Origin of the sequence: Rhodococcus sp. 06-418-5, from assembly GCF_002258285.1 — a bacterium.
In the GTDB taxonomy this organism is placed as follows: domain Bacteria; phylum Actinomycetota; class Actinomycetes; order Mycobacteriales; family Mycobacteriaceae; genus Rhodococcoides.
On the sequence record NZ_NOYE01000019.1, the window covers coordinates 133,632 to 158,850 of the forward strand.

5 protein-coding genes are annotated in these 25,219 nt (G+C 66.0%); all 5 read right to left on the reverse strand.

Annotation, left to right across the window (positions count from 1 at the left end; translation table 11 throughout):
• Positions 1-19: 19 nt before the first annotated feature.
• The 5 genes from CH274_RS17555 to CH274_RS17575 all read right to left on the reverse strand — a co-directional run bounded on the left by CH274_RS17555 (position 20) and on the right by CH274_RS17575 (position 25,209).
• On the reverse strand, positions 20-20,890 hold the full coding sequence (locus CH274_RS17555) for a non-ribosomal peptide synthase/polyketide synthase (protein WP_256993619.1): 20,871 nt from the start codon (positions 20,888-20,890) through the stop codon (positions 20-22).
• A 283-nt stretch (positions 20,891-21,173) separates the two neighbouring features.
• The gene (locus CH274_RS17560; protein WP_094645389.1) at positions 21,174-21,599 is read right to left on the reverse strand and encodes a PPOX class F420-dependent oxidoreductase; all 426 of its coding nucleotides are present in this window, start codon (positions 21,597-21,599) and stop codon (positions 21,174-21,176) included.
• 154 nt (positions 21,600-21,753) lie between these two features.
• Positions 21,754-22,947, reverse strand: coding sequence for a glycerate kinase family protein (locus CH274_RS17565; RefSeq protein WP_094658324.1), 1,194 nt, complete (start codon positions 22,945-22,947; stop codon positions 21,754-21,756).
• Positions 22,948-22,977: 30 nt separating this feature from the next.
• Complete coding sequence (locus CH274_RS17570; protein WP_094658325.1) at positions 22,978-24,477, reverse strand: SLC13 family permease; 1,500 nt, start codon at positions 24,475-24,477, stop codon at positions 22,978-22,980.
• 72 nt (positions 24,478-24,549) lie between these two features.
• Positions 24,550-25,209 carry a response regulator transcription factor gene (locus tag CH274_RS17575; RefSeq protein WP_094645392.1) on the reverse strand — a complete coding sequence of 220 codons (660 nt, stop codon included), beginning with the start codon at positions 25,207-25,209 and terminating at the stop codon, positions 24,550-24,552.
• Between the last annotated feature and the right edge of the window lie 10 nt (positions 25,210-25,219).

The following is a 25,219-nucleotide window of genomic DNA, read 5'->3' on the forward strand; positions in this document are numbered from 1 at the left end:
CCGGCGAACTCGGCATTCGTCACGACGACGCGATCACCGACTCCGCCCGTTCGATCAACGATGCCAGAGCGGCGGTCAGCCCCTCCGCACCGAGGGCGGGCAAGATACCCGGAATCAGTGCCGACAGCGTGACCGTCACCAGAGCCTGCGGCTTCATCGCAGAGCCCATCGTTGCCGACATCTGCGCCAGTTTGGCGTGCAGAGCAGCGAAATCGACCGTTGTCGATTCGTGTTCGATGGCCACCGCATCGGGTGCGACGGTCGCTGCCCGGGCAACCAGTTCGGGCAGATCGTCCACCGTCTTGGGTTTGGTTCGCGGTGCGAACTCCGCCTTCTCCTCGTCGGAGAGGATGTCGATCGACCGCAGCACCACGTCCGGATCCGAGACGACGGCGTTCAGAATCCGCAGCAACCGATCGGCGAAGGTCGCGATCGACGACTCGTCGAGGATCGCCGTTGCGTAGGTGAACGTCGCCTCGATGTCGCGCAGTGCCCCGGTGTCGTCGAATCGTTCGACGGCGGTCAGCTGCAGATCGAACTTGGCCTGGTCCTCGCCCGCGGGCAAGGCCTGCACCTGCAGACCCGGCAGCTCGAACGTTCCGGTCACGTGGTTCTGGAACGTCAACATCGCCTGGAACAGCGGAGTATAGGCACTCGATCGCGCCCGGCCCAGTGCGTCGACGAGTCGCTCGAAGGGGACGTCAGCGTGACCGAACGCCGCCAGATCCTTGTCCTTGGCCTGCTGCAACAGCTCGACGAACGTACCGCTCTGGTTCAGTCGAGTGCGCAACACGAGCGTGTTGACGAACATGCCGACGAGCTCGTCGAGTTGCTGTTCGCCGCGACCTGCAGTGGGTGTGCCGATGCTGATGTCGGATGAGTTGCTCAGCCTCGAGAGCAGCACGGCGAAGGCGCTGTGCACCACCATGAACGTCGTCGCGGAGTGTTCGCGAGCGATCTTCTCGATCGCCGATGCGATGTCGGTGCCGAACGAGAAATCGTACGAGGCACCCTGCATCGTCGGGCGAGGCGGCCGCGGTCGATCCAGCGGGAGCGCCAACTGTTCCGGTGCTCCCGCCAACTCGGTCGTCCAGTACGCGAGCTGCTTCGCGAGCGGACTGTCGGGATCGCTCTCGCTGCCGAGCACCTCACGCTGCCACAGCGCGAAGTCGGCGTACTGGACCGGTAGTGGCGTCCAGGCCGGCATCTCCCCCGCAACCCGAGCGGTGTAGGCCACCATGACATCCCGGATCAGCGGACCCATCGAGAAGCCGTCGGCGGCGATGTGGTGAGCCACCACGGCCAGTACGTGTTCGTTCTCGCCGACCTGCAGCAGAGCAGCCCGCACCGGAACCGACTTCGTGACGTCGAACCCGGCACCGAGGGTTTCGGTCAGGCGGGAGATCACCGCATCCGGTTCCACCTGCTCGGGCGTCAGCTCGATTCCTACCTCGGCGACGGAACCGATCTGCTGGACCGGCCCGTCCACCGAGTCGGGGTACGCCGTGCGCAGAATCTCGTGGCGTCCGAGAACGTCGTCGAATGCCCCGCGCAGGGAGTCGATGTCGAGCTCGCCGGTCAACCGGACCGCGACCGGGATGTTGTAGGCCGAGGAACCGGGGTCGATCCGGTTGATCGTCCACATTCTTTCCTGAGCGATCGAGAGCGGAAGCAGATCGGGTCGCTCTCTGACGGTCAGTTCTCGGCGCGCACCGCCACCGACGAGCGGGGCGATGTGGGCGGCCAGGCCCGCGACGGTGGACGCCGCGAACACTGCTCGCACCGGAATCTGAGCGTCGAGCGCCTGACCCAACCTCAAGACCAATTGTGTTGCGACCAAGGAGTTTCCACCGAGCGCGAAGAAGTCGTCGTCGAGTCCGGCGCGGTCGAGGCCGAGCAGTTCCGCCACGGTGGACGCGACGATCTCCTCGATCGGAGTGACCGGGGCACGGAACTCGGCAACCTCGAACTGCGGTGCCGGAAGGGCCCGTCGATCCAGTTTGCCGTTGGCGTTGAGCGGCAGGGCATCGAGGACGACGAACGCTGCCGGAACCATGTACGACGGCACGGCGCGAGCGAGTTCGGCTTCGACACTCGCCACGTCGAGTACCGCCCCGGACTGCCCGACGACGTAGGCGACCAGCTGGTCCCCCATCGATTCGCCGTTGTGCACCACGACGGCGGTGTCGGCCACCGTTGCCTGAGCGCGCAGGGCTGCCTCGATCTCACCGAGTTCGATGCGGAATCCGCGGATCTTGACCTGGAAGTCGGCGCGCTCGATGTACTCGAGGCGGGCCGCTGCCGGTTCGCCGTCGACGAGCGGAACCCGCCACCGCACGAGATCGCCCGTGCGATACATCCGCGTTCCGTTCGCGTCGAACGGATTGGCCACGAACCGTTCCGCGGTGAGGTCTGCTCGCCCGAAGTATCCCCGCGCGAGTTGCGTGCCCGCGAGGTAGAGCTCTCCGGTGACCCCGGCCGGAACCGGATGCAGGCGAGAGTCCAGCACGAACACGGCGGTGTTGGCCTCGGGCACGCCGATCGGCACGGCGACGGTGTCGGCATCGGTGACCGGGTGCGAGGTCACCGACACCGCTGCCTCGGTCGGGCCGTAGAGATTGTGCAGCTCGGCAGAACCGTTGTGCCGCCGGAAATCCTGCGCAACCGCCGCGGGTAGTGCTTCGCCGATGGCCAGGACGCGTCGCAGATCGGGTGACAGTTCGCCCGCGGCAACGGTGCCGAGCATCGACAACATCGACGGGACCAGATGCAACGTCGTCACCGAGTGTCGACGGACCAGCGTGAGCAGGTAATCGGGATCGCGATGCCCCTCCGGATTCGCGACGACGAGTCGTCCACCCGAAGTCAGCTGCGACCAGAACTCCCACACCGACAGGTCGAACGTCGCTGCGGTCTTGAGCAGCGCCGCATCGGTCTCGTCGAGGCCGTACTCCGCACGCAACCAGTTCAACTGGTTGACGACGGCACCGTGCGAGACCGCAACGCCCTTGGGGCGTCCGGTGGAGCCGGACGTGAAGATGACGTAAGCGGTGTTGTCGGCGGAAAGCACACCCGAGCGCTCCGAGGCATCCACCGGCGCGGGCGAGAAGCTCGCTAGATCGAGCTGTGTCAGATCGACGACCGTGGCTGCAGAGGAGATCTCCGGACCGACGGCACCGGATGTCAGCACGCACAGCGGAGCTGCGGTCTCCAACACGAGCGCGTTGCGCTCGGCCGGCTGATCCGGATCGATCGGGACGTAGGCACCACCGGCCACGGAGATGGCGTACATGCCCACGAGCAGATCCACCGATCGCCGAATGGCAAGCCCCACCGGCACTTCGGGTCCGACGCCCAGGCCGATCAGGTGGCGGGCCAGACGCGAGACCCGTTCGGAGAACTCACCGTACGTCAGCGTCCCGTCGTCGTGCACGAGTGCAACGGCGTCACCGTTGCGCGCTGCCGAGTCCACGAACAGATCGGCGAGCGTGGTGCCGTCTGCGGAATCGAAGTCGCGGTCGGTGTCGTTCCACTCGTCGACGATGGCGGGCAGCTCACCGTCGAGGAACAGATCGAGATCGCCGACCGGCGTCGACGGGGACGCCGCGACGGCGTCGAGAACGGCCTCGAACCGGGCGACGAGCGAGCGAGCGGTGCGCTCGTCGAACAGATCGGTCGCGTACGTCAACAAGGCATCGAAGCCGCCCGACACCTCGTCCTCGCGCGGGGCGTCCGAGACGATCAGGTGCAGGTCGAACTGCGACGTCCCGGTCTCGGTGTCCAGTGCCGAGATGTCCAGTCCGTCGAGCTCGAATTCTCGGCGAGCGAAGTTCTGGAACGAGAAGCCGACCTGGAACAGCGGGTGACGCGCCGTCGACCGGGTGGGGTTGACCACCTCGACGAGCCGCTCGAACGGTATGTCGGAGTTGGCGAACGCCTGCAGGTCGGTCTCTCGAGCCGCGTCGAGAAGGTCCTCGAAGCTCGCTCCCCCCGCGACGTCGAGCCGCAGCACCAACGTGTTGACGAACATGCCGACGAGGTTTTCGATGGCCGCTTCACCGCGACCCGCGATGGGGGTTCCGACGACGATGTCCGGCGATCCCGATATACGCGAGAGCAGGACGGCGAACGCCGCGTGCACCGCCATGAACACCGTCGCGTTGTGCGCACGTGCCAGTTCGGTCAGTCGAGCGTGCGCGGCTGCGTCGATCCGGAAATCGATACGGCCGCCCCGGAAGGTCTGCTCGGCGGGACGCGGACGATCCAGCGGAAGTTCGATCTGCTCGGGCAGCTCGGCCAGCGCAGCTTCCCAGTACCGAATCTGCTGCGCAGCAATCGATTCCGAGTCCTCCTCGGATCCGAGGACCTGGCGCTGCCACAGTGCGTAATCGGCGTACTGCACCGGCAGCGGCGCCCACGCGGGATCGGAGCCGCGGGTGCGAGCGGCATATGCGGTCATGACGTCTGTGGACAACGGCATCACCGACAGACCGTCGGCGCTGATGTGGTGGATGACCATTCCGAGTACGAACTCGGTGTCCGAGACGCGGAAGAGCGCGGTCTTCAGCGGAACCCGGGTCGTGACGTCGAAGGTCGCCGACAGAAGTTCCAGAACCCGAGCGGTCACCGACGCCGCGTCGGTGTCGATCACCTCGAGTGTGGTCGGCACCTCCGACATCGGCACGATCACCTGGTGTGGGCCTTCGGGTGAATCCGGGTACACCGATCGCAGAGTTTCGTGACGCTCGATCACGTCGGAAACTGCACGCTGCAACGCGTCGACGTCGAGGCGTCCGCTGAGCCGAAGCGCGAACGGGATGTTGTACGCCGTGGACTCGGAGTCGAAGCGGTTGAGGAACCACATCCGCTGCTGTGCGAGCGAGAGCGGCACTCGGCTCGGTCGCGTCGATGCCACCAGCGCCGGACGCGCAGCTGCGCCCGAACCCTGCTCGACCCGCGCTGCCAGAGCAGCGACCGTCGGGGCCTCGAACAGCGCGCGGACGGGAACGGTCGTCTGCGCTGCAGCACCCAGCCTGGACACCACCTGCGTCGCGACCAGCGAGTTGCCGCCGAGCTCGAAGAAGTCGTCGTCGAGACCGACCCGTTCGATGCCGAGAACGTCGGCGAAGACATCGGCGACCATGCCCTCCACCGGAGTGGTCGGTGGCCGGAACTCACGTGTGCGCGCCGCCGGCTCGGGCAGGGCTCGTCGGTCCAGTTTTCCGTTGGCGGTCAAGGGAATCGCGTCGAGAACCACGAACGCCGAGGGCACCATGTACTCGGGAAGATTCTCCCCGACCGCTGCCCTGACGACGTCGATGTCGATCGTCGACTCGGCCGCGGGCACGACGTACGCAACCAGGCGTGCGGCACCGGGAGTGTCCTCGCGCACGATCACCGCTGCCTGCCCGACGGCGGGAGCGGATGCGACGGCGGATTCGACCTCGCCCAGCTCGATGCGGAAACCACGGATCTTGACCTGGTCGTCGGCGCGACCGACGAACTCGAGTTCGCCGTCGGTGGACCACCGTGCCACGTCGCCGGTGCGGTAGAGCACCGATCCGTCGCCTGCGAAAGGATCGGCGACGAACCTCGTCGCGCTCAATCCCGCGCGACCGAGATACCCGCGCGCGACCTGACCACCGGAGACGTACATCTCCCCCGGTACACCTGCGGGTACCAGCGACAGCCGTGAATCCAGTACGTACACCGACAGTCCGGAGATGGCGCGTCCCACAAGGGATCCCGATGCCTGCGCCGCGGACCGCGCGTCCACGACACGGTGCGAGACGTGCACCGTGGTTTCGGTGATGCCGTACATGTTGACCAGTTGCGGGGAATCGTCGCCGTGACGCTCGAACCAACCGGTGAGTCGTCGCAGTTCCAACGCCTCACCACCGAACACGATGTACCGCAACGAATAGTCGTCTGCCGAGCCAGCGGTGCGATCGACCTGATCGAGCTGGTAGAAGGCGGACGGAGTCTGGTTGAGAACGGTGACACGCTCACGAACGAGCAACTCCCGCAATGCTTCCGGCGACCGGGAGGTGAAGTAGTCGACCACGACGACGCTACCGCCGGTGGTCAGCGGGCCCCACAGTTCCCACACCGAGAAGTCGAACGCGAACGAGTGGAACAGCGTCCACACGTCGTGTCGACCGAAATCGAAGTGCCGAGCCGTGTTCGCCAACAACCGTACGACGTTGCGATGCGGGATCAGAACGCCCTTCGGCTTGCCCGTCGAGCCCGAGGTGTAGATGACGTACGCCGTCGATGCCGCGGACGCCGGAACCGGATCGGCCGACGCCCCGTCGCCCTCGGCCGGGGCCGTGTCGATATCGATCCTGGGAAGCGTTGCGGGAAGCGCGACGTCCACACCGGTCCATGTCAGTACGGCAACCGGACGAGAATCGGTGAGCACGAATTCGATCCGGTCGGCCGGGTAGGACGGATCGATCGGGACGTAGGCACCACCGGCTTTGAGCACCGCGAGCAGTGCCACGACGAGATCGGCGGTGCGCGGCAGCACGACGGCCACCAACGACTCCGGCCCTACTCCCTGAGCGGCGAGGACTCTCGCCAACGCAGTCGAGGACTCGTCGATCTCTCGGTAACTTCTGTGAGCACCCTCGAACACCACTGCCGGAGCGTCGGGGTCCTCGGCCACCCGAGCGGCGAACAGATCGACGATCGTGTCGAGCGAATCGGCGACGGCAGGCGCGTCCTGGGCGAGCGCGAGCACCCGGCCGCGTTCGGCTTCGTCCATCACCGGGAGGTCGCCGATTCGCTGACCCGGATCGCCGGCGACGGACTCGAGGACGCGGATCAGGCGTTCACCGAGTGCACGTGCCGTGCTGTCGTCGTACAGGTCGCGGGCGAAGGTGACGTCGATGGTCATGCCGCCGTCGACGTGGTTCTCGGTGAAGGTGAACTGAACGTCGAACTTGGCCGTCTCGACGTCGAGGTCGACTGCGCGCACGCTCAGGCCGGGGAGTTCGAGCTCGGTCTGCTCCATGTTCTGCACGGTGAGCATCACCTGGACGAGCGGGTGACGAGCAGCCGACCGCGGTGGGTCGAGTACCTCGACGAGCCGCTCGAACGGCACCTCGGCGTGGGCGAACGCCGACAGGTCCGTCTCGCGTGCCCGAGCCAGAAGCTCGGTGAACGCGTCGCCGTGATCGATGTCGGTCCGCAGCACCAGTGTGTTGACGAACATTCCGATGACGTCGTCGAGGGCTGCCTCACCGCGCCCTGCGACCGGGGTTCCGATCGCGATGTCGGTCTCACCGGACAGTCGGGCCAGCAGCACGGCGAGCGAGGAGTGCAACACCATGAACAGCGAGCTCTGGTTGGCGCGGGCCACGTCGCCGAGGCGGCCGTGCGTCTCGGCGTCGAGGGCGAGCGTGATGTTGCCGCCGCGGTACGACGACCGGTCCGGGCGGACACGATCGCCGGGGAAGGTGACCTCGTCCGGCAACGCGGACAGCGCACGAGTCCAGTGCCGAATCTGGTTCGAGACCGGTGACGTCGGATCGTCCTCGGAACCGAGGACGGCCTGCTGCCAGAGGGTGTAGTCGACGTAGCGGACGGCGAGTGGAGTCCAACCGGGCTCGGTGCCCGCGCTACGGGCTGCGTACGCAACCATCAGATCCCGAGTCATGGGACCGATCGAGAAGCCGTCCGCAGCGATGTGGTGGGTGACGAACGCGAGAACGTGGCGGTCCGAGTCGAGCTCGAACAACGCCGCACGCAACGGCGGCGCAGCGGTGACGTCGAACCCGCCCATGGCCAGCGCCGCCAGGGCCGACGGCAGTTCGGCGGTGGTGGTCGCAGTCGGCACCAGATCCGGCGTCACCTGTTCCGCAGGAACTATCACCTGAGAGGCGACGCCGTCGACCTCCGGGTAGACCGTTCGCAGGGACTCGTGTCGCTCGACCACGTCGGCCACTGCCGCGCGCAGAGCGGCAATGTCGAGATCGCCGCCGAGCTCGATGGCGACAGGGAGGTTCTCCGTCGCGGATTCGGGGTCGAACCGATTGAGGAACCACATCCGGCGCTGCGCGAGCGAGAGCGGTACCAGGTCCGGTAGATCGGTGCGCACCAGAGGAATTCGACGGCCCGAACCCGAGAGCTCGTCGAGCTTGGCCGCCAGTGCGGACACGGTCGAGGCCTCGAAGATCGTCCGAACGGTCACGGTGGTGTCGAGTGCCGCGCCGATTCTCGACGCGACTCTTGTGGCGACGAGGGAGTTGCCGCCGAGAGCGAAGAACTCGTCGTCGGCACCGACGACATCGATACCGAGAACATCGCGGAACACCTCTGCCACAACGATTTCCGATGTGGTGGACGGCGCGCGGAATGGGCGCTGCTCGATGTTCGGCTCCGGCAGAGCGCGACGATCGAGCTTGCCGTTGGGCGTGAGCGGCAGTGCGTCGAGCACGACGGTCGCGGCCGGAACCATGTAGCTCGCGAGCGAGCGCGACGCGAAGTCGGCCAGCTCGGCGACGTCGACGGTCCCGCCGACCGCGGGTACCACGTAGGCGACCAGCTGGTCGCCCGCGGCAGCGGTCTGCCGAACCAGAACGACGGCGGATTCCACGGACGGGTGTCTGCGCAACACGGTCTCGATCTCGCCGAGTTCGATGCGCAGGCCACGCAGCTTGACCTGGAAGTCGGTGCGGCCCAGGTACTCCAACCGTCCCGAACCCGAGGACACTGCACGCCAGCGCACCAGGTCACCGGTGCGGTACATGCGAGTACCCGGTTCTCCGAACGGGTCGGGAAGGAACCGATCGGCCGTCAGGTCCGTCCGTCCGAGATAGCCGCGCGCCAGCTGAACCCCGGCGAGGTACAGCTCGCCCGCCACCCCGGGAGCGACCGGAGACAGTCGAGCGTCGAGAACATACGTTCTGGTGTTCCACACCGGCACACCGATCGGAACGAGGTCGACGTCCGCCTCCGTCACCGCGTGATAGGTGACGTCGACCGCAGCCTCGGTCGGACCGTAGAGGTTGTGCAGCGCCACGCCCGGCAGGACGCGTCGGAGCCGGTCGCCGACCTCGGCGGGCAGCGCCTCGCCGGACGCGAACAGAGTCCGCAGAGAAGTGGCCGCAGGCGACGGTGCCGCAGCCACGACGGAGACGAAGACCTCGAGCAGCGACGGTACGAAGTGTGCCGTGGTGACCGACTGCGCCTCGATCGTCTCGAGCAGGTACTGCGGGTCGCGATGGCCCTCGGGCTTCGCGATGACCAGTGTGGCTCCGATCTGCAACGGCCAGAACAGTTCCCATACCGACACGTCGAACGTGACAGGGGTCTTCTGCAGCACGACGTCGTCGGCGGCGAGCTCGTACTCCGACTGCATCCACAGCAGGCGGTTGACGATCGCCTCGTGCGTGACGGCCACACCCTTGGGCTGGCCGGTCGAACCCGATGTGAAGATGACGTAGGCGGTGTTCGACGGTGCCAGCGCACTGATTCGGTCCGCGTCGGTGATCGGCGTATCGGAGAAGCCGGACAGATCGAGGGTGTCGATATCGATGACCTCGACGCCGTCGGCCGCCACCTCGTCGCGCGACGTGGTCAGCACGCAGACCGGTGCCGCGGTTCCGAGAATGTGCGCGATCCGCTCGGCCGGCTGGTCCGGATCGATCGGAACGTACGCACCACCGGCGGCGATGATCGCATGAATTCCGACGAGCAGTTCCACCGAGCGACGGGCAGCGATGCCCACCGCGCTCTCGGGTCCGACACCGTGGGCGATCAGGTACCGAGCCAGGCGGGCGACCCGCTCCTGGAATTCGCCGTGAGTGAGCGTGTCGTCTCCGAAAACCAGTGCAGGAGAGGCCGAATCGACCTGCCCGGCGAGCGAGGCCAATGTCTGGGCCCGGTCGAGCTCGTGCTCGGTGTCGTTCCAGTCGACCAGCACCCGCCTGCGTTCGACGGGCTCGAGCAATTCGATGTCGCCGACCACGGTCGAGAGGTTGCCCGCGACGGCTTCGAGAACTGTGATCAGGCGATCGCCGAGCGCGACGACCGTGGCCTCGTCGAAGAGATCGGTGGCGTAGGTGACGTCGACGGTCATGCCCTGCGGAGCGCCGCTGGGTCCGATCGACTCGACGAACGTGAACTGCAGATCGAACAGCGCGACCAGCGTCTCGAAGTCGACACCCGAGACCGACAGTCCGGGCAGTTCGAGATCCTTCTGTCCCAGGTTCTGGAACGCGAGCACCACCTGCACGAGGGGATGACGAGCCGTGGATCGGGCGGGGTTCAGGATTTCGACGAGACGCTCGAACGGTACGTCCACGTGCGCCAGGGCCGACAGGTCGGTTTCGCGGGTGTCGGCGAGCACCTGGTCGAATCGACGCGAGGTGTCGATCTCGGTGCGCAACACCAGGGTGTTGACGAACATGCCGATCAAGTCGTCCAGGGCGGCCTCGCCACGACCGGCGACCGGGGTGCCGATCGCGATGTCGGCTTCGCCGGACAACCGCGACAGCAATACGGCCAACGATGTGTGCACCACCATGAACAGCGATGCGTTCTCTGCTCGGGCGGCATCGATCAGTGCGCGGTGCAGATCCTCGTCGATGGAGAACCGCACAAGCGCACCACTGTTGGATGCCACGACGGGCCTCGGGCGATCGGACGGCACGTCGAGCTGGTCCGGCAGGCCGGCCAGAGCGGTTGTCCAGTAGTCGATCTGCTGCGACACGACCGACTGCGGATCGTCCTCGGAACCGAGTACTTCGCGCTGCCAGAGGCTGTAATCGGCGTAGTCGACCGGCAGCGGAGACCAGAAGGGCTCCTGGTTCAGCGAGCGAGCCGCGTACGCGTTCATCACGTCTCGGGTGAGCGGGCCCAGCGAGAATCCGTCGGCCGCGATGTGGTGGACGACGAAAACCAACAGGTGCTCGGTTGGGCTGACCTCGAAGAGTCTGGTCCGGAAGGGCAGGTCCTTCGACAGGTCGAATCCGGTGGTCGCCAGATCTCGCAACGCGCCCGCGACATCGTGGGCGGCGATCTCGATGGGCGTCAGATCCGGTGTGGCAGATGCTGGGTCGACGATGACCTGATGAGCGGTTCCGTCGGTCTCCGGGAACACCGTGCGCAGGGACTGCTGCCGGGCCACGACGTCCGCGACCGCGATCTGCATGGCGCGACGGTCCAGCAGACCGGACAGTCGCACGGCGATCGGAATGTTGTTGGCCGCGGATTCGACGTCGAACTTGTTGAGGAACCACATACGCTGCTGCGCCAGAGACAACGGAATATGTTGCGGCCGTTGTTGAGGCACCAGCGGTGGACGGCTTCCGGTGGCGACCAGTGTGCCCAACCGCGCGGCCAGATCGGCCACCGTCGAGGTGTCGAAGAGCTCTCGCACCGCGATTCGGGTGTCCATGGCGACACCCAGTCGCGACACCAGTTGCGTTGCGATGAGGGAGTTTCCACCGAGATCGAAGAAGTCGTCGTCCAGACCGACACGCTCGAGTCCGAGGACCTGGGCGAAGACTTCGGCAACGGTCCGTTCGATGTCGTTGGTCGGTTCCCGGTACTCGGTCACCTCGAAAGCGGGATCGGGCAGGGCCTTGCGGTCGAGCTTTCCACTCGCTCCGAGCGGGAATTCCTCGAGCACGATCAGCGTCGACGGCACCATGTACTCCGCCAGTCGAGACCGCAGCGCGCCGAGGACTGCCCCGGTCTCCACCGAGGCACCGGACGGCACGACGTACCCGACGAGTTGCTCGTGGCGGACCACCACGACCGCCTGGGAGATCGAGCGTTGCGCCAACAGTGCCGATTCGATCTCGCCGAGTTCGATGCGCAGGCCGCGCAGCTTCACCTGGAAGTCCGACCGACCGACGTATTCCAGTTCGCCGTTGCGGTTCCACCGCACGACATCGCCGGTGCGATAGAGGCGTCGACCGCCCGTTGCGAACGGATGGGCCACGAAGCGGTCCGCGGTCAGGTCCGACCGTCCCACGTAGCCGCGGGCCAGCTGAGTACCCGCGAGATAGAGCTCACCTGCGACACCGACGGGAGTGGGATTCAGTCGCGAATCGAGCACGTAGACAGAGGTGTTCCACACCGGCGCACCGATGGGCATGACTTCCGAATCCTCGTCCGTGACCGCGTGATAGGTCACGTCGACCGCAGCCTCGGTCGGGCCGTACAGGTTGTGCAACTCCACTCCCGCGATTGCCCGCCGTAGCGCGCGGGCCGTGGTGGGAGCCAACGCCTCACCGGATGCGAACACCAATCGCAGCGAGGCACCCGACGCTCGGCGTCGCTCCACCTCGGGTACGAACACCGACATCATCGACGGCACGAAGTGCACCACCGACACATGCTCACGAGCAATCACATCGAGCAGATACAACGCATCCCGATGACCATCCGGAACAGCGATGGCCACCGACGCACCGTTCTGCAACGCCCAGAAGAACTCCCACACCGACACATCGAACGTCGACGGAGTCTTCTGCAACACCACATCCCCGGCGCTCAACCCGTACTCGTGCTGCATCCACAACAACCGATTCACGATCGCCTCGTGCGAAACCCCCACACCCTTCGGACGACCCGTCGAACCCGACGTGAAGATCACGTACGCGAGATTCGACGCCCGCAATTGTGCCGTGCGCTCGGCATCGGACAACGGCAACGGCGACAGACCCGACACATCGACAGTGTCGATATCGACCGTCTCGACCCCCGCGAACTCCACATGATCACGCGTCGTCGACAACACCCGAACCGGAGCCGCCGTCGCCACGATGTACTCGTTGCGATCCGCCGGCTGCGACGGATCGATCGGAACGTACCCCGCACCGGCCTTCACGATCGCGTACATACCCACGAACAGGTCCAGACTCCGCCCGATCGCGAGCCCCACCAGCGAATCAGGACCAACCCCCACCGACACCAGAAGTCGCGCAAGACGATTCGCACGCCCCGCGAACTCCGCATACGTCAACCGCTCACCCTCGAACACCAACGCCTGCGCATCCGGAGTCTCGGCCACCTGACGATCGAACAGGTCGACCAGCGTCACCTGGTCCGGTACCTCGTGTTCGGTGCGGTTCCACGCTGTCACCACTCGGTCGCGCTCGCCGTCGTCGAGAAGGTCGATGTCTCCCACCGACAGCGAGGGATCTGCCACCACGGCACCGAGTATCCGCACGAAACGTTCGGAGAACCCTCTCACCGTCGCGGCGTCGAACAGGTCGGTCGCGTAGGTCAACTCGGCGGCCATGCCCTGCCCGCGACCGTCCACTCCGATGGACTCGGTGACGGTCAACTGCAGGTCGAACTTCGCCACCTCGGCATCGAGAGCGACGCTGTCCACCGACAGACCCGGTAGGTCCACGTGCGTGCGGGTGAGGTTCTCGAACGAGAGCATCACCTGGAACAGGGGGTGCCGCGCCTGCGATCGGGACGGATTGAGCACCTCGACCAAACGCTCGAACGGCAGATCGGCATGTCCGAACGCGCCGAGCGCCACTTCGCGGGCGCGCCCGATCTGCTCCGAGAACGTCCGACCCGACTCGATGTCGGTGCGCAACACGAGGGTGTTGACGAACATGCCGACCACGTCGTCGAGGGCTGCGTCGCCACGGCCTGCGACCGGGGTACCGATCGCGATGTCCTCGGTACCGGACAGACGCGCGAGCAGCACCGCGAGAGCAGCGTGCACGACCATGAACAGCGAGGCGTTGTGCGTGTGGGCCAGCGAGGACAGTCCCCGATGGACGTCGGCCGGCACGTCGAATCGGATCGACGATCCCTGATAGGACTGGCGATTCGGGCGCGGCCGATCGGTCGGGAGATCGAGCTGATCGGGCAGACCGGCCAGCATGTCGGCCCAGTAATCGACCTGACCGGAGATCAGTGATTGCGGATCGTCCTCGGAGCCGAGTACCGAACGCTGCCACAGGCTGTAGTCGGCGTACTGCACCTCCAGCGGCATCCACGCCGGGTTCTCCCACGCGGTGCGCGAGGCGTACGCGATCATGAGGTCGCGCGCCAGCGGACCCATCGACCAGCCGTCGGCCGAGATGTGGTGCACCACCATGGCGATGACGTGTTCGCGAGGACCGATCTCGAACAGGCGTGCCTGAATGGGAACGTTGACCGTCACGTCGAACGTCGTCGATGCCAGCGAGAAGACCTGCCGCTGGATATCGGCCGCGGACGTAGGAACGGGCATCAGGTTCGGCACCGTCTGAGCGGCGTCGAGGATGGACTGCTGCGGGCCCGCTGCGGTGTCCGGGTAGACGGTGCGCAGCGACTCGTGCCGGTCGATCACGTCCATGATCGCCACCTGCAGCGCCGCGACATCGAGTTCGCCGGTCAGTCTCAGTGCGAACGGAATGTTGTACGCGGTGGAGTCGGCGTCGAATCGATTGAGGAACCACATTCGCTGCTGCGCGAGCGAGAGCGGGATTCGCTCGGGCCGCACGGTCGCGACGAGCGCGATGCGGCCACCCTCACCTGCGGCCTGCTCCACCCGTACTGCGAGCAACGCCACGGTCGATGCCTCGAACAGCATGCGCACCGGCACGGTGGCATCGAGAGCAACTCCCAGACGCGAGACCACCTGCGTGGCGATCAGCGAATTACCGCCGAGCTCGAAGAAGTCGTCGTCCAGACCCACACGCTCGACTCCGAGGACGTCGGCGAAGACGTCGGCGACGATCTCCTCGATCGGTGTCGTCGGAGCACGGAACTCGCGCACCTCGAACACCGGAGCCGGCAGTGCCCGGCGATCGAGCTTGCCGTTGACGGTCAGCGGGATCGCGTCGAGCACCACGAAGGCCGACGGCACCATGTACTCCGGAAGCATCTCTGCGATACCGGTTCTGATGTCCTCGATGTCGACGATCGGCCGACCGTCGACCGCAGCGGACACCACGTAGGCGACGAGCCGAGCTGCACCGGGAGAGTCCTCACGAACGATCACGGCGGCCTGGGTGACGGTCGGCTGCGCGGTCACCGCTGCCTCCACCTCGCCCAGCTCGATGCGGAATCCCCGGACCTTGACCTGATCGTCCGAACGACCGAGGTACTCGAGCTCTCCTGCAGCGTTCCACTGTGCGAGGTCACCGGTCCGGTACAGCAGCGACCCCTCGTCGGCTCCCGACGCGAACGGGTTCGCCACGAAGCGAACCGATGTCAGTTCTCGGCGACCGAGATAACCCCGGGCCAATTGTCCACCGGCAACGTACATTTCGCCGGGAACCCCAACCGGAACCGGATGCAGGCGGGTGTCCAGCACGAACACCCGCAGTCCGGCGATCGGCTTGCCGACCACCGACGCACTGCTCTCGACGGACGCGGCGTCGAGCGCTCGGTAGGACACGTGCACGGTCGTCTCGGTGATGCCGTACATGTTGACGAGCTGGGGCGCACGGTGACCGTGCCGCTCGAACCACCCGGTCAGCCGTCGCTGTTCGAGGGCTTCACCACCGAAGATCACGTAGCGCAGCGACAGTTCGCCGTGCTCGGTTGCCGTGGTGCGATCGGCCTCGGAGAGCTGATAGAACGCCGAGGGTGTCTGGTTGAGCACCGTGACCTGCTCGTCGACGAGCAGCCGGTGGAATGCCTCCGGCGATCGTGAGGTGAAGTAGTCGACGACGACCAACGTGCCGCCGTAGAGCAACGGGCCCCACAGCTCCCACACCGAGAAGTCGAAGGCGTACGAGTGGAACATCGTCCACACGTCGTCGGCACCGAAGCCGTAGACCGACTCGGTGTTGTCGAGCAGCCGAACGACGTTGCGATGCGGAATCATCACGCCCTTGGGCTTGCCCGTCGAACCCGAGGTGTAGATGACGTAGGCGACGTTCTCGGGCCGCAGCGGACTCGTCCGGTCACCGTCGGTGACGGGATCGCCGGACACCGACGACAGATCGACGGTGTCGATGTCGAGCAGTGCTGCGCCGGTGCGAATTTCGACGTCGGACGGAAGTTCCACTCGGTCCGAGCCGGACAGTAGAACGGTTGTCGGCCGCGCGTCGTCGAGCATGTATTCGACTCGGTCGAGTGGGTAGCTGGGGTCGACGGGCAGGTATCCACCGCCGGCTTTGATCACCGCGACGAGCGCGACGACGAGTTCCGCCGAGCGCGGGAGGGCGACGGCGACCAGGCTTTCCGGGCCGACACCGTGGGAGATCAGAACGCGGGCAAGGCGATTGGTGTGCGCGTCGAACTCGGCGTAGGTCATCGACGAGCCGTCGAAGCGAACTGCGACGGCGTCGGGGTGCGCCGCGGCAGCAGCGTCGAGCAGATCCACCAGGGTGAGTTCGCGAGAGACGTCGTCTCCAGAGGCGTTCCACTGTGAGAGCACGGACCGGTGCTCCGCGGCATCGACGATCGTGACGTCGCCGACCGGCACGGTGGCGTCCGTGGTGACCGCATCCAGAATGGCCAGGAAGCGACGCGCGAAACTCTCGACGAGATCTGCGTCGAACAGATCCGTTGCGTACTCGAACACCGCGTCGATACCTGCGGGTGCGCCGTCGTCGAGATGTTCGGTCAGCCACAGCTGTACGTCGAATTTGGCGATGGGTACATCGAATTCGGCGGCTTCGGCGCGCAGGCCACCGACGGTGAGTTCGCGAGACATTGCCGATTCCAGCGAGATCGCGACCTGGAACAGCGGGTGCCGGGACGTCGAACGCACCGGGTTCAGCACCTCGACGAGGCGTTCGAACGGCACGTCTGCGTGCGCGAAGGCGGACAGGTCCGTGTCACGAACGCGCGAGAGGAGTTCCTCGAACGTCAGCGCCGGATCGACTTCGGTGCGCAGTACGAGGGTGTTGACGAACATGCCGACCAGGTCGTCGAGTGCGGGTTCTCCTCGACCGGCCACGGGAGCACCGATGGCGATGTCGGTGGTGCCGCTGAGCCGGGCGAGCAGCAGCGCGTACGCGGACTGCATGACCATGAACAGCGAGGCGTTGTTGGCACGGGCCAGGCTCGCCAGCGAGGCGTGCAGACGAGCCGGAACGTCCACCCGGAGCTTGCTGCCCGCGTTCGAGGACACTGCGGGGCGCGGCCTGCTCGACGGCAAAGTCAGCTGATCGGGTAGATCCTCGAGAGTCGCTCTCCAGTAAGCGATTTCGCGCGACGCCAGCGACAGCGGATCGGTCTCGGGACCGAGTACCGCTCGTTGCCACAATGCGTAGTCGGCGTACTGGACCTCGAGAGGCGTCCACTCGGGGGCGCGTCCCTTGATCCGGCTCGAGTACGCCACCAGCACATCCCGCGCCAGCGGACCGAACGACGCCCCGTCGGCGGCGATGTGGTGCAACACCATCGCGAGTTCGTGCTCGGTCGGTGAGATCTCGAACAGTGCGATGCGGAACGGTGTGTCGACCGTGACGTCGAATCCCTTGCCGACCAGTTCGTGCAGGCGACCGCCCAGTTCGTCGCGTTCGACACGGACCGGCAGAATCGTCGCCGGGGTCCGCGCCGCCGTGAGGACGACCTGTTCGGGAGAACCGTCCACCTCGGGGTAGACGGTACGCAGCGTCTCGTGCCGGTCGACGACGTCGGCGAATGCGGCCGACAGGGCTACCACGTCGAGCGGCCCGGTCAGACGCACGGAGAACGGCAGGTTGTACACCGCCGTGGTGGGGTCGAAGCGGTTGAGGAACCACATGCGCTGTTGCGCAGGTGAGAGCGGGATACGCTCGGGCCGTTCCCGCGACTCCAGCACCGGGGTGTCCGCCCCGAGCCGAGCCGCCGATTCGGCCCTGGCCGCGAGTGCCCCGACGGTGGGAGCCTCGAACAGCTCACGAACGCCGAGGCGAACTCCGAGAGCGCTGCCCACTCGGGTCACCAACTGCGTGGCGATCAGAGAGTTGCCGCCGAGCTCGAAGAAGTCCTCGTCCAGACCGACTTTGGAGGCCCCGAGCAGATCCTCGTAGATACCGGCGACGACGTACTCCGCCCGACTCTGCGGGGCCCGGTACTTCTTCGCACTGCTGAACATCGGTTCCGGCAACGCTTTTCGGTCGAGCTTGCCGCTGGTGTTCAGCGGCAGGGCATCGAGTACGACGACCGCTGCAGGCACCATGTACGACGGTAGGGAGTGACCGGCGAACTCGATCGCCGCGGCGGATTCGATGGATCGTCCCGGGGTCGCCACGACGTACGCCACCAACTGATCACCGGTGACCGTCTGGACCACCAACACCACTGCCTGCGAGATGGATTCGTGGGCGAGCAGAACCGTTTCGATCTCACCGAGCTCGATGCGTTGTCCGCGGAACTTGACCTGGAAATCCGTCCGGCCGATGTAGTCCAGCACGCCGTCGCTGCGCCAGCGCACGAGGTCGCCGGTGCGGTACATCCGTTCGCCGCCGGTGCCGAAAGGGTTGGCGACGAAACGATCCGAGCTCAGATCGGGCCTGCCCACGTAGCCGCGCGCCAACTGGACGCCGGCGAGGTACAGCTCTCCCGATTCGCCGATGGGGGTGGGTCGCAGGCGACCGTCGAGAACGAAGGCTTTCGTGTTCCACTCGGGCACACCGATCGGAACGGTGCGGGTGTCCTGCGGGCCGCTGGGGTGATAGGTGACCGAGACGGCGGCTTCGGTGGGGCCGTAGAGATTGTGCAGACCGGCTCGACACATCGAGCGGAACGCCGCCGCGGTCTCGACCGGCAGTGCCTCGCCGATGACGAACACGTGGCGCAGCGAACTGCAGGTGCCCGCGGGCGCGTTGGCCACGAACACCGTCAGCATCGACGGCACGAAATCGGTGACGGTGACTCGATGTTCGGCGATCTTGTCGGCCACGTAGACCGAGTCTCGATGCCCGTCGGGAGTGGCGAGCACCATCGTCGCGCCGACCCGCAGCGGCAGGAAGAAACCCCAGAGCGAGACGTCGAAGGTGGTGGCCGTCTTCTGCAGGTAGACGTCGGAGGCGTCCATCGGATACTCCGAGAGCATCCATTCCATCTGATTGTGGATCGCCGCGTGCTCGACCGCGACACCCTTCGGACGTCCGGTCGAACCGGAGGTGTAGATCACGTATGCGGTGTTCGAAAGTCGCAGTGGCGCAGTACGTTCGGCATCCCGAACTGGGTCAGCGGACCTGGACGTGCAGTCGACGAGGTCGACCGCAACCGTCTCGGTTCCCTCGGGCAGCGCAACGTCGTCGCGAGAGGAGATCAGCACGCAGCGCGGCTGCGCGGAGTCCAGAATGTACGCGGTGCGATCGGCAGGGTGGTCGGGGTCGATGGGCACCCAGGCACCGCCGGCCGCCACGATCGCGTACATGCCGACGACGAGGTCGAACGAACGGCGGATCGAGAGTCCGACGAGAGTCTCGGGGCCTACCCCCATGTCGATCAGGTGGCGAGCCAGACCGTTCACCCGCGCCGAGAGTGCGCCGTAGGTGAGCGCTTCCCCCTCGTACACCAGGGCCGTCGCGTCGGGGTGCGCGGCCGCGGCGGCCTCGAAGGCGGACAGCAACGTGCGTGGTTCGGTCGGGTGCTCGGTGGCATTCCACTCCGCCACGACGAGTTCGCGTTCGACACCCTCGGTCAGGGCCAGATCCCACACCGCGTCCTTCGGCCCCGATGCCACGAACCGGGCGAAAAAATCGACGAACCTCTCGTGGTTCCGACCGGACTGCTCGGGTCCGTACAGATTGGGATTGGACTCGAAGTCGATGTGGGTGGTCGACCCGGCAACACTGGTGTAGAGGTTGAGCCCGAAATCCTCGATGAGGCCGGTCGAGAGAATGTTGATGCCGCCGACCATCGAACCGAGGCGCACCTCGCCGAAGAACAGCATGATGTTGACCCACGGGCCGAAGAACGAGGCCTGGCCGCTGACCGCTCCGGCATCACGCCGAATGTCCTCGTGCCGGTAGCGCTGGTGACGCAGCGCCCCGGAGACCTCGGCGTTGACGCGCGCGAGCAGCGTCTCGACGGTGGTGTCACCCGAGACGTCGAGACGTAGAGGAACGACGTTGGAGACCATGCCGCCGGAGCGGCGCAACACTGCCGTGGTGCGCGCGGTGACCGGGAGCGAGAGCACGACGTCCTCACGTCCGGTCATCTGCGCGAGGTAGGCGGCGAAGCCGGCGATGACGATGGTCGCCATCGTCGTGTCGGTCTCGACACGCAGGGCTTCGAGTCTGTCCATCGTCTCGGCGGACAGAGCTGTGCTGTCGATCTGGCTCGTCGCCGCAGGGGCAGCGGTGTGACCGGCGAGAGTGGTGACTCCGTCGATGCCGTCGATCCGCGAAGCCCAGTACTCACGGTCGGCCTCGAAGCGGCTCGAGTCACGGTAGGCCACGTCGATGTCGTAGACCTTGGTCAGGTCCGATGCGAGATTCTTGCTCGGTTCGGTGCCCTCGACCGCCGCGGTGTAGAGCTCGGCCGCGCGGTTCATGAACGTGACGGCACCGAATCCGTCGAGCACAACGTGATGCACGCGCTCGTACCAGAACCAGACGTCGTCCTCGAGGCGCAGGACGGTCGCGGCGATCAGTCGGTCGCGGAGAATGTCGATGGGCGCGCTGTAGTCGCCGTGCATCCAGGCCAGGGCCGCTGCCCGCGGATCGGCCTCGCCGCGCAGGTCGAGGTAGTTCAGAGAGTCGTCGAGGGTGGGATCGACGACCTGCCGGGGCTCGGCGTCGATCTCGACGATGCGCACGAATCCGGACTGCAGCTCGAGTGCTGCCTGCGAGGACGCTCGACGAAGCAGATCCACATCGAGGTCGCCGTGCAGCTCGATGTACTGGGCGATGTTCGCGGGTACCGAGGGGTCCACATGCTGCGCGAACCACATTCCCAATTGGGCCGGTGACAGTGGGAACGACGAATGCTCAGGACCGCCGACTCCGTCGTCGCGTCCAGCACCTTCCACACCTAGCGGGTCCAATCGAATCCTCTCTTTCCCACAATCACATGCGCCCCCACCGGCTGCCGAATCGGCAGCGATCGGTGGGCACCGAACACATCGAGCAAATTGCCTACGTCGTTCTTTATTTTCTCACCGGAAACAAGTCGAAGTTACCTTTCAGTACATATCCGTGTGTATGCACCGGGTCGTTACAAGTCGGTACCCGATTCGGAGTCGCCCGACACACTCCGACTCCATTCGGCACCCGGTCAATCTACAGGCCCGACAGCGCGGATCCCGTCGGTCGTCATCCCGTCATGTCGAAAGCGGCGATTACCTTGGTCGGCGTGATCCGAACGATCAATTCGCCCGGTACGCCGTTGCGGATGCCGAACTCCTCGGCTCGCTCGCGGCCCATGTACCTGGCCGCGATCTCGGTCGCTGTGCGGACCAACTCCGCCGGGTCCTCGTCGACCGACGCAATGCCCTGCACCTGGACGAATCCGTACGGCGGCTCCTCGAGATCGACGGTGAGGACGACGCGGGGATCACGGCGGATCGATTTTCCCTTGGCCGTGTCTCCCCCGGTGTTGAACACGATCGCGTCGCCCTCGACGACGAACCAGATGGGTGCCACCAGTGGCCTTCCGTCGGAGGCGAGGTACCCGAGCTTTCCGGTGCGGGTGCCCGCGGACAGAAACTCGCGTACGCGCGGATCGGTGATCGACGTCATCGCTGTCACGCTACGCGGGTGGTCCGACAGAAGCGGCGATCTCGGACACTTCGGCAGGTCTGCGGGGCCGATTCGCACTGCTCGGACACCTCGGCCGGCTCTCGTGCGTCGTACGGACGATGCGCGCGGTCGATTCCGCTCGACCGGTGCCGACTCAGTGGCCCAGGGTCGCTCCGACCAGAATCAATCTCATCGCTCGCTCCGTGGCGTCGGTCAGGAACTCGGCACCCCGTTCGAGCGCTTCGACCAATTCCACCGGAGAGGGCAGGATGCCGGCGAAGGCGTCGATACCCGAGTCGTAGTTGGCGCGGGCGTCGAGACCGATGGTTCCCGCGAGTGCCACCACAGGTTTGCCGTGAAGCTTGGCTCGGCGGGCGACCTCCGTCGGGATCTTCCCCTTGGGCGTCTGCTGGTCGATGGAACCTTCGGCGGTCAACACCAGGTCGGCTGTCGCGATGAGGCTGTCGAGGTCGACGTGATCGAGCATCACCTCGAAGCGTGGTAGCAGCTCGGCCCGCAGGACCGCTGCCACGCCTGCGCCCATTCCGCCGGACGCGCCGGTGCCGGGCCCGGTGCGGAGGTTCAAGCCGGGCGGCCGAGTCGACACATCACGCTCCAACACCTCGGCCCAGCGGTCCATCGCAGCCGACAGGACCTCCACCTGCTCCGAGGTGGCTCCCTTCTGCGGTGCGAAGACCCGTGCGACTCCGCTCGGCCCACAGAGAATGTTGTGTGGGTTGCATGCGACCCTGATCTCCACACCGCTTCCCGGAGACAGACGTGGATCGAGGCCGGACATATCGATGTGGTCGAGCCGAGTCAACTCGCCTCCGCCGTCGCCCAGTTCGAGGCCGTCGGCATCGAGGAGTCGCACACCGAGTGCTTGCAGGAGCCCTGCCCCGCCGTCCGAGGTGCCGGAGTCGCCGCAGCCCAACAGGATTCGTTCGGCACCGTAGTCGAGGGCGGTGCGGATGAGCTCACCGACTCCGCGACTCGTGGTGACAGTGGGGTCGCGCATGTCTCGCGGAACCAGCGACAGACCGGCCGCCGCCGCCATCTCCACGACTGCCGTGACCGGCCCCTCGGTTCCCAGCAGAGCGAAATGGGAATCGACCGGCTTGCCGACAGGTCCTGTCACGACGGTGTCGATCACCTTGCCCAGGGTGGCACCGGCAAGGGCGCGAGCGGACCCCTCACCCCCGTCGACGAGGGGGACCGAGTTGACGATGGCTCCGGGTACCACCCGGCGAATACCTGCGGCGATAGCCGACGCGACCTCGTCGGCACCGAGAGATTCCTTGAACCCGGACGGGGCGACGACGAACCGGAGCGGGGTGGAAGACGGCATGGTGATCGATTCCTTTTCGAGGGTGGGAGATCAGGCGATGGGGGTGCCGAGCAGGGGCCACACGGCCACGGCGAAGAACAGCACGGTCGCTGCGGTCAGCGGCGCGAGAAAGGCGGACAGGCGTAGCAAGTCCTTCGGTGAATACGTCTCCACACCTTCGGCTTTGGCAAAGATTGCCACCGGCTTCGCCGACGACGGCATGGTGTGACAGAAGCCCGCTGCAGCCGTCGAGGCGAATGCCGCGGCCACGGGATCGACTCCGAGCGCCAGAGCCGTGGTCACGACCAGCGGAACGAGGACGGACGAACGCGCCGAGCGAGATTGAATCAGAAGGTGCGAGGCAACCGAGACGACGATCACCACCGCGATGAACACCCAGGGCGAAGCCGACCCGATCGGGACCACCGTGAACAACCCGTCCGAGAGCCACCTTGCCGCACCGGACGTCGTCAACGCGGTCCCGAGGGCCAGCGTCGCCGCCATGAACAGCAGCAGCGACCACGGCACAGTAGCGAGAGCCTTTCCGAACTCGGTCGTACCGAAGCGCGGTGACGTGGAGATCAACGCACCCAGCAGAGCGATGACGGCAGGGTGGACGCCGTGCAACGGTTCGGAGCACCACAGCACCATGACGACGGCCAGCAGGGTCGCGGCCCGGTTCTCTGCGATGGTCAGCGGTCCCGTCACCGGGGTAGGCAGCCGCGACGCCAGATCGGACACGTCGACCGCCAGTGGGATTCGACGATCCTCACGATCGGTGAACAGCAGCAGCACGAGTTCCGCTGCGCAGTGGCTGCTGACCACGGCCAGCGGAACACCGAGCAACAACCACGCGGTGAAGCTGATGCCGGTGCCCGTGGCGCTCTCGAGCACCTGGCTGGTGATCAGATGTGCCCCAGCGCCGATGAGGGTCGCCACGGCGGACAGCAGGATGACGGTAGGAAACAGGATTGCCAACGCCCGCACCACTCGCTTGCGCTCGGTTAGCGCCTGCGCCAGCGCCAGAAATACGGGCAGCGCAAGTGCCGCACGACCTGAGGTGGCGGGGATCGCGAAGGCGGTCACGATCAGTGCGGCCGTCACCAGGTGCGCCAGCTGGCGTACGGTGCCCGCGCCGCTGACGATGAACACTGCTGCGCGCGTTGCCAAACCGGACTCGCGAACTCCAGCGGCAATGATGAACGCCGCGATGAGAAGCCAGATGGTCTCCTCACCGAGGGTGTCGAACAGTCCGTCGGTGCTCACCACACCGGTCAGTACCAGAGCCAGTGCGGCACCGAGAGCGACGTAGGTGTCGTCGATCTTCGTGAACACCCAGAGTGCGAAAGCTGCAGTGAACACCACGAGCGTGGTGCGTCCCGCGGCGGGTAATCCGTCCGCCGCGCCTGCGAGTACGGCCAGGAGCACCAGCAGCGCAACCGAACTCGAGACGACCTGAAGCACCCTGCGGGTCACCAGGTCGCGAAAGCGCCACGACTGCAAGGGTTCCGGGACCGGAGGTGGCTGCGTTCTGAAGCTGACCGTGTTCATGTGAACCAGTCTCGGGCCGACCGATGAAACGTCGATGAACAGTCGATGAGCGTTCTTTCATGAGCGATCCGCTCAGGCCAGTCGATACCCCATGCCGCGCACCGTCTCGATTCGGCCGGAACCGATCTTCTTGCGCAGCATCCGAACGTAGACATCGACGACGTTGGAACCGGGGTCGAAGTCGTATCCCCATACGTGACTGAGGATCTGCTCACGCGAGAGGACCTGCCGCGGGTGACGGAGAAACATCTCGAGCAGAACGAACTCGCGTGAGGTCAACGACACCACCGCATCGTTCACCACGGCACGTCTGGTGAACAGGTCCACTGCCAGAGAGCCCGATTGCAGAACGGAGACCGAGGGCTCTCGGTCACCGCCACGCAGACGCAATCGAATACGTGCGAGTAGCTCCTCGAATCGGAACGGCTTGGTCATGTAGTCGTCCGCTCCGCCTTCGAGGCCGGTCACGGTGTCGTGCACCGAGTCACGGGCCGTCAGGATGATCACGGGAACTCCGACACCGGCGCCGCGCAGTGATGCGATCACCTCGAACCCGTCTTTGCCCGGCAGGCCCAGATCCAGCACGACGAGGTCGAAGTCTCCGGTCGACGCACAGTCGATCGCATTGATACCGTCGGCAACAGTGGTGGTGGTGAAGCCGTTGGCCTTCAATCCCTTTTCGACGAAGGACGAGATGCGCTCGTTGTCCTCGGCGATCAGTATTCGGCTCATCGTCGCTCAC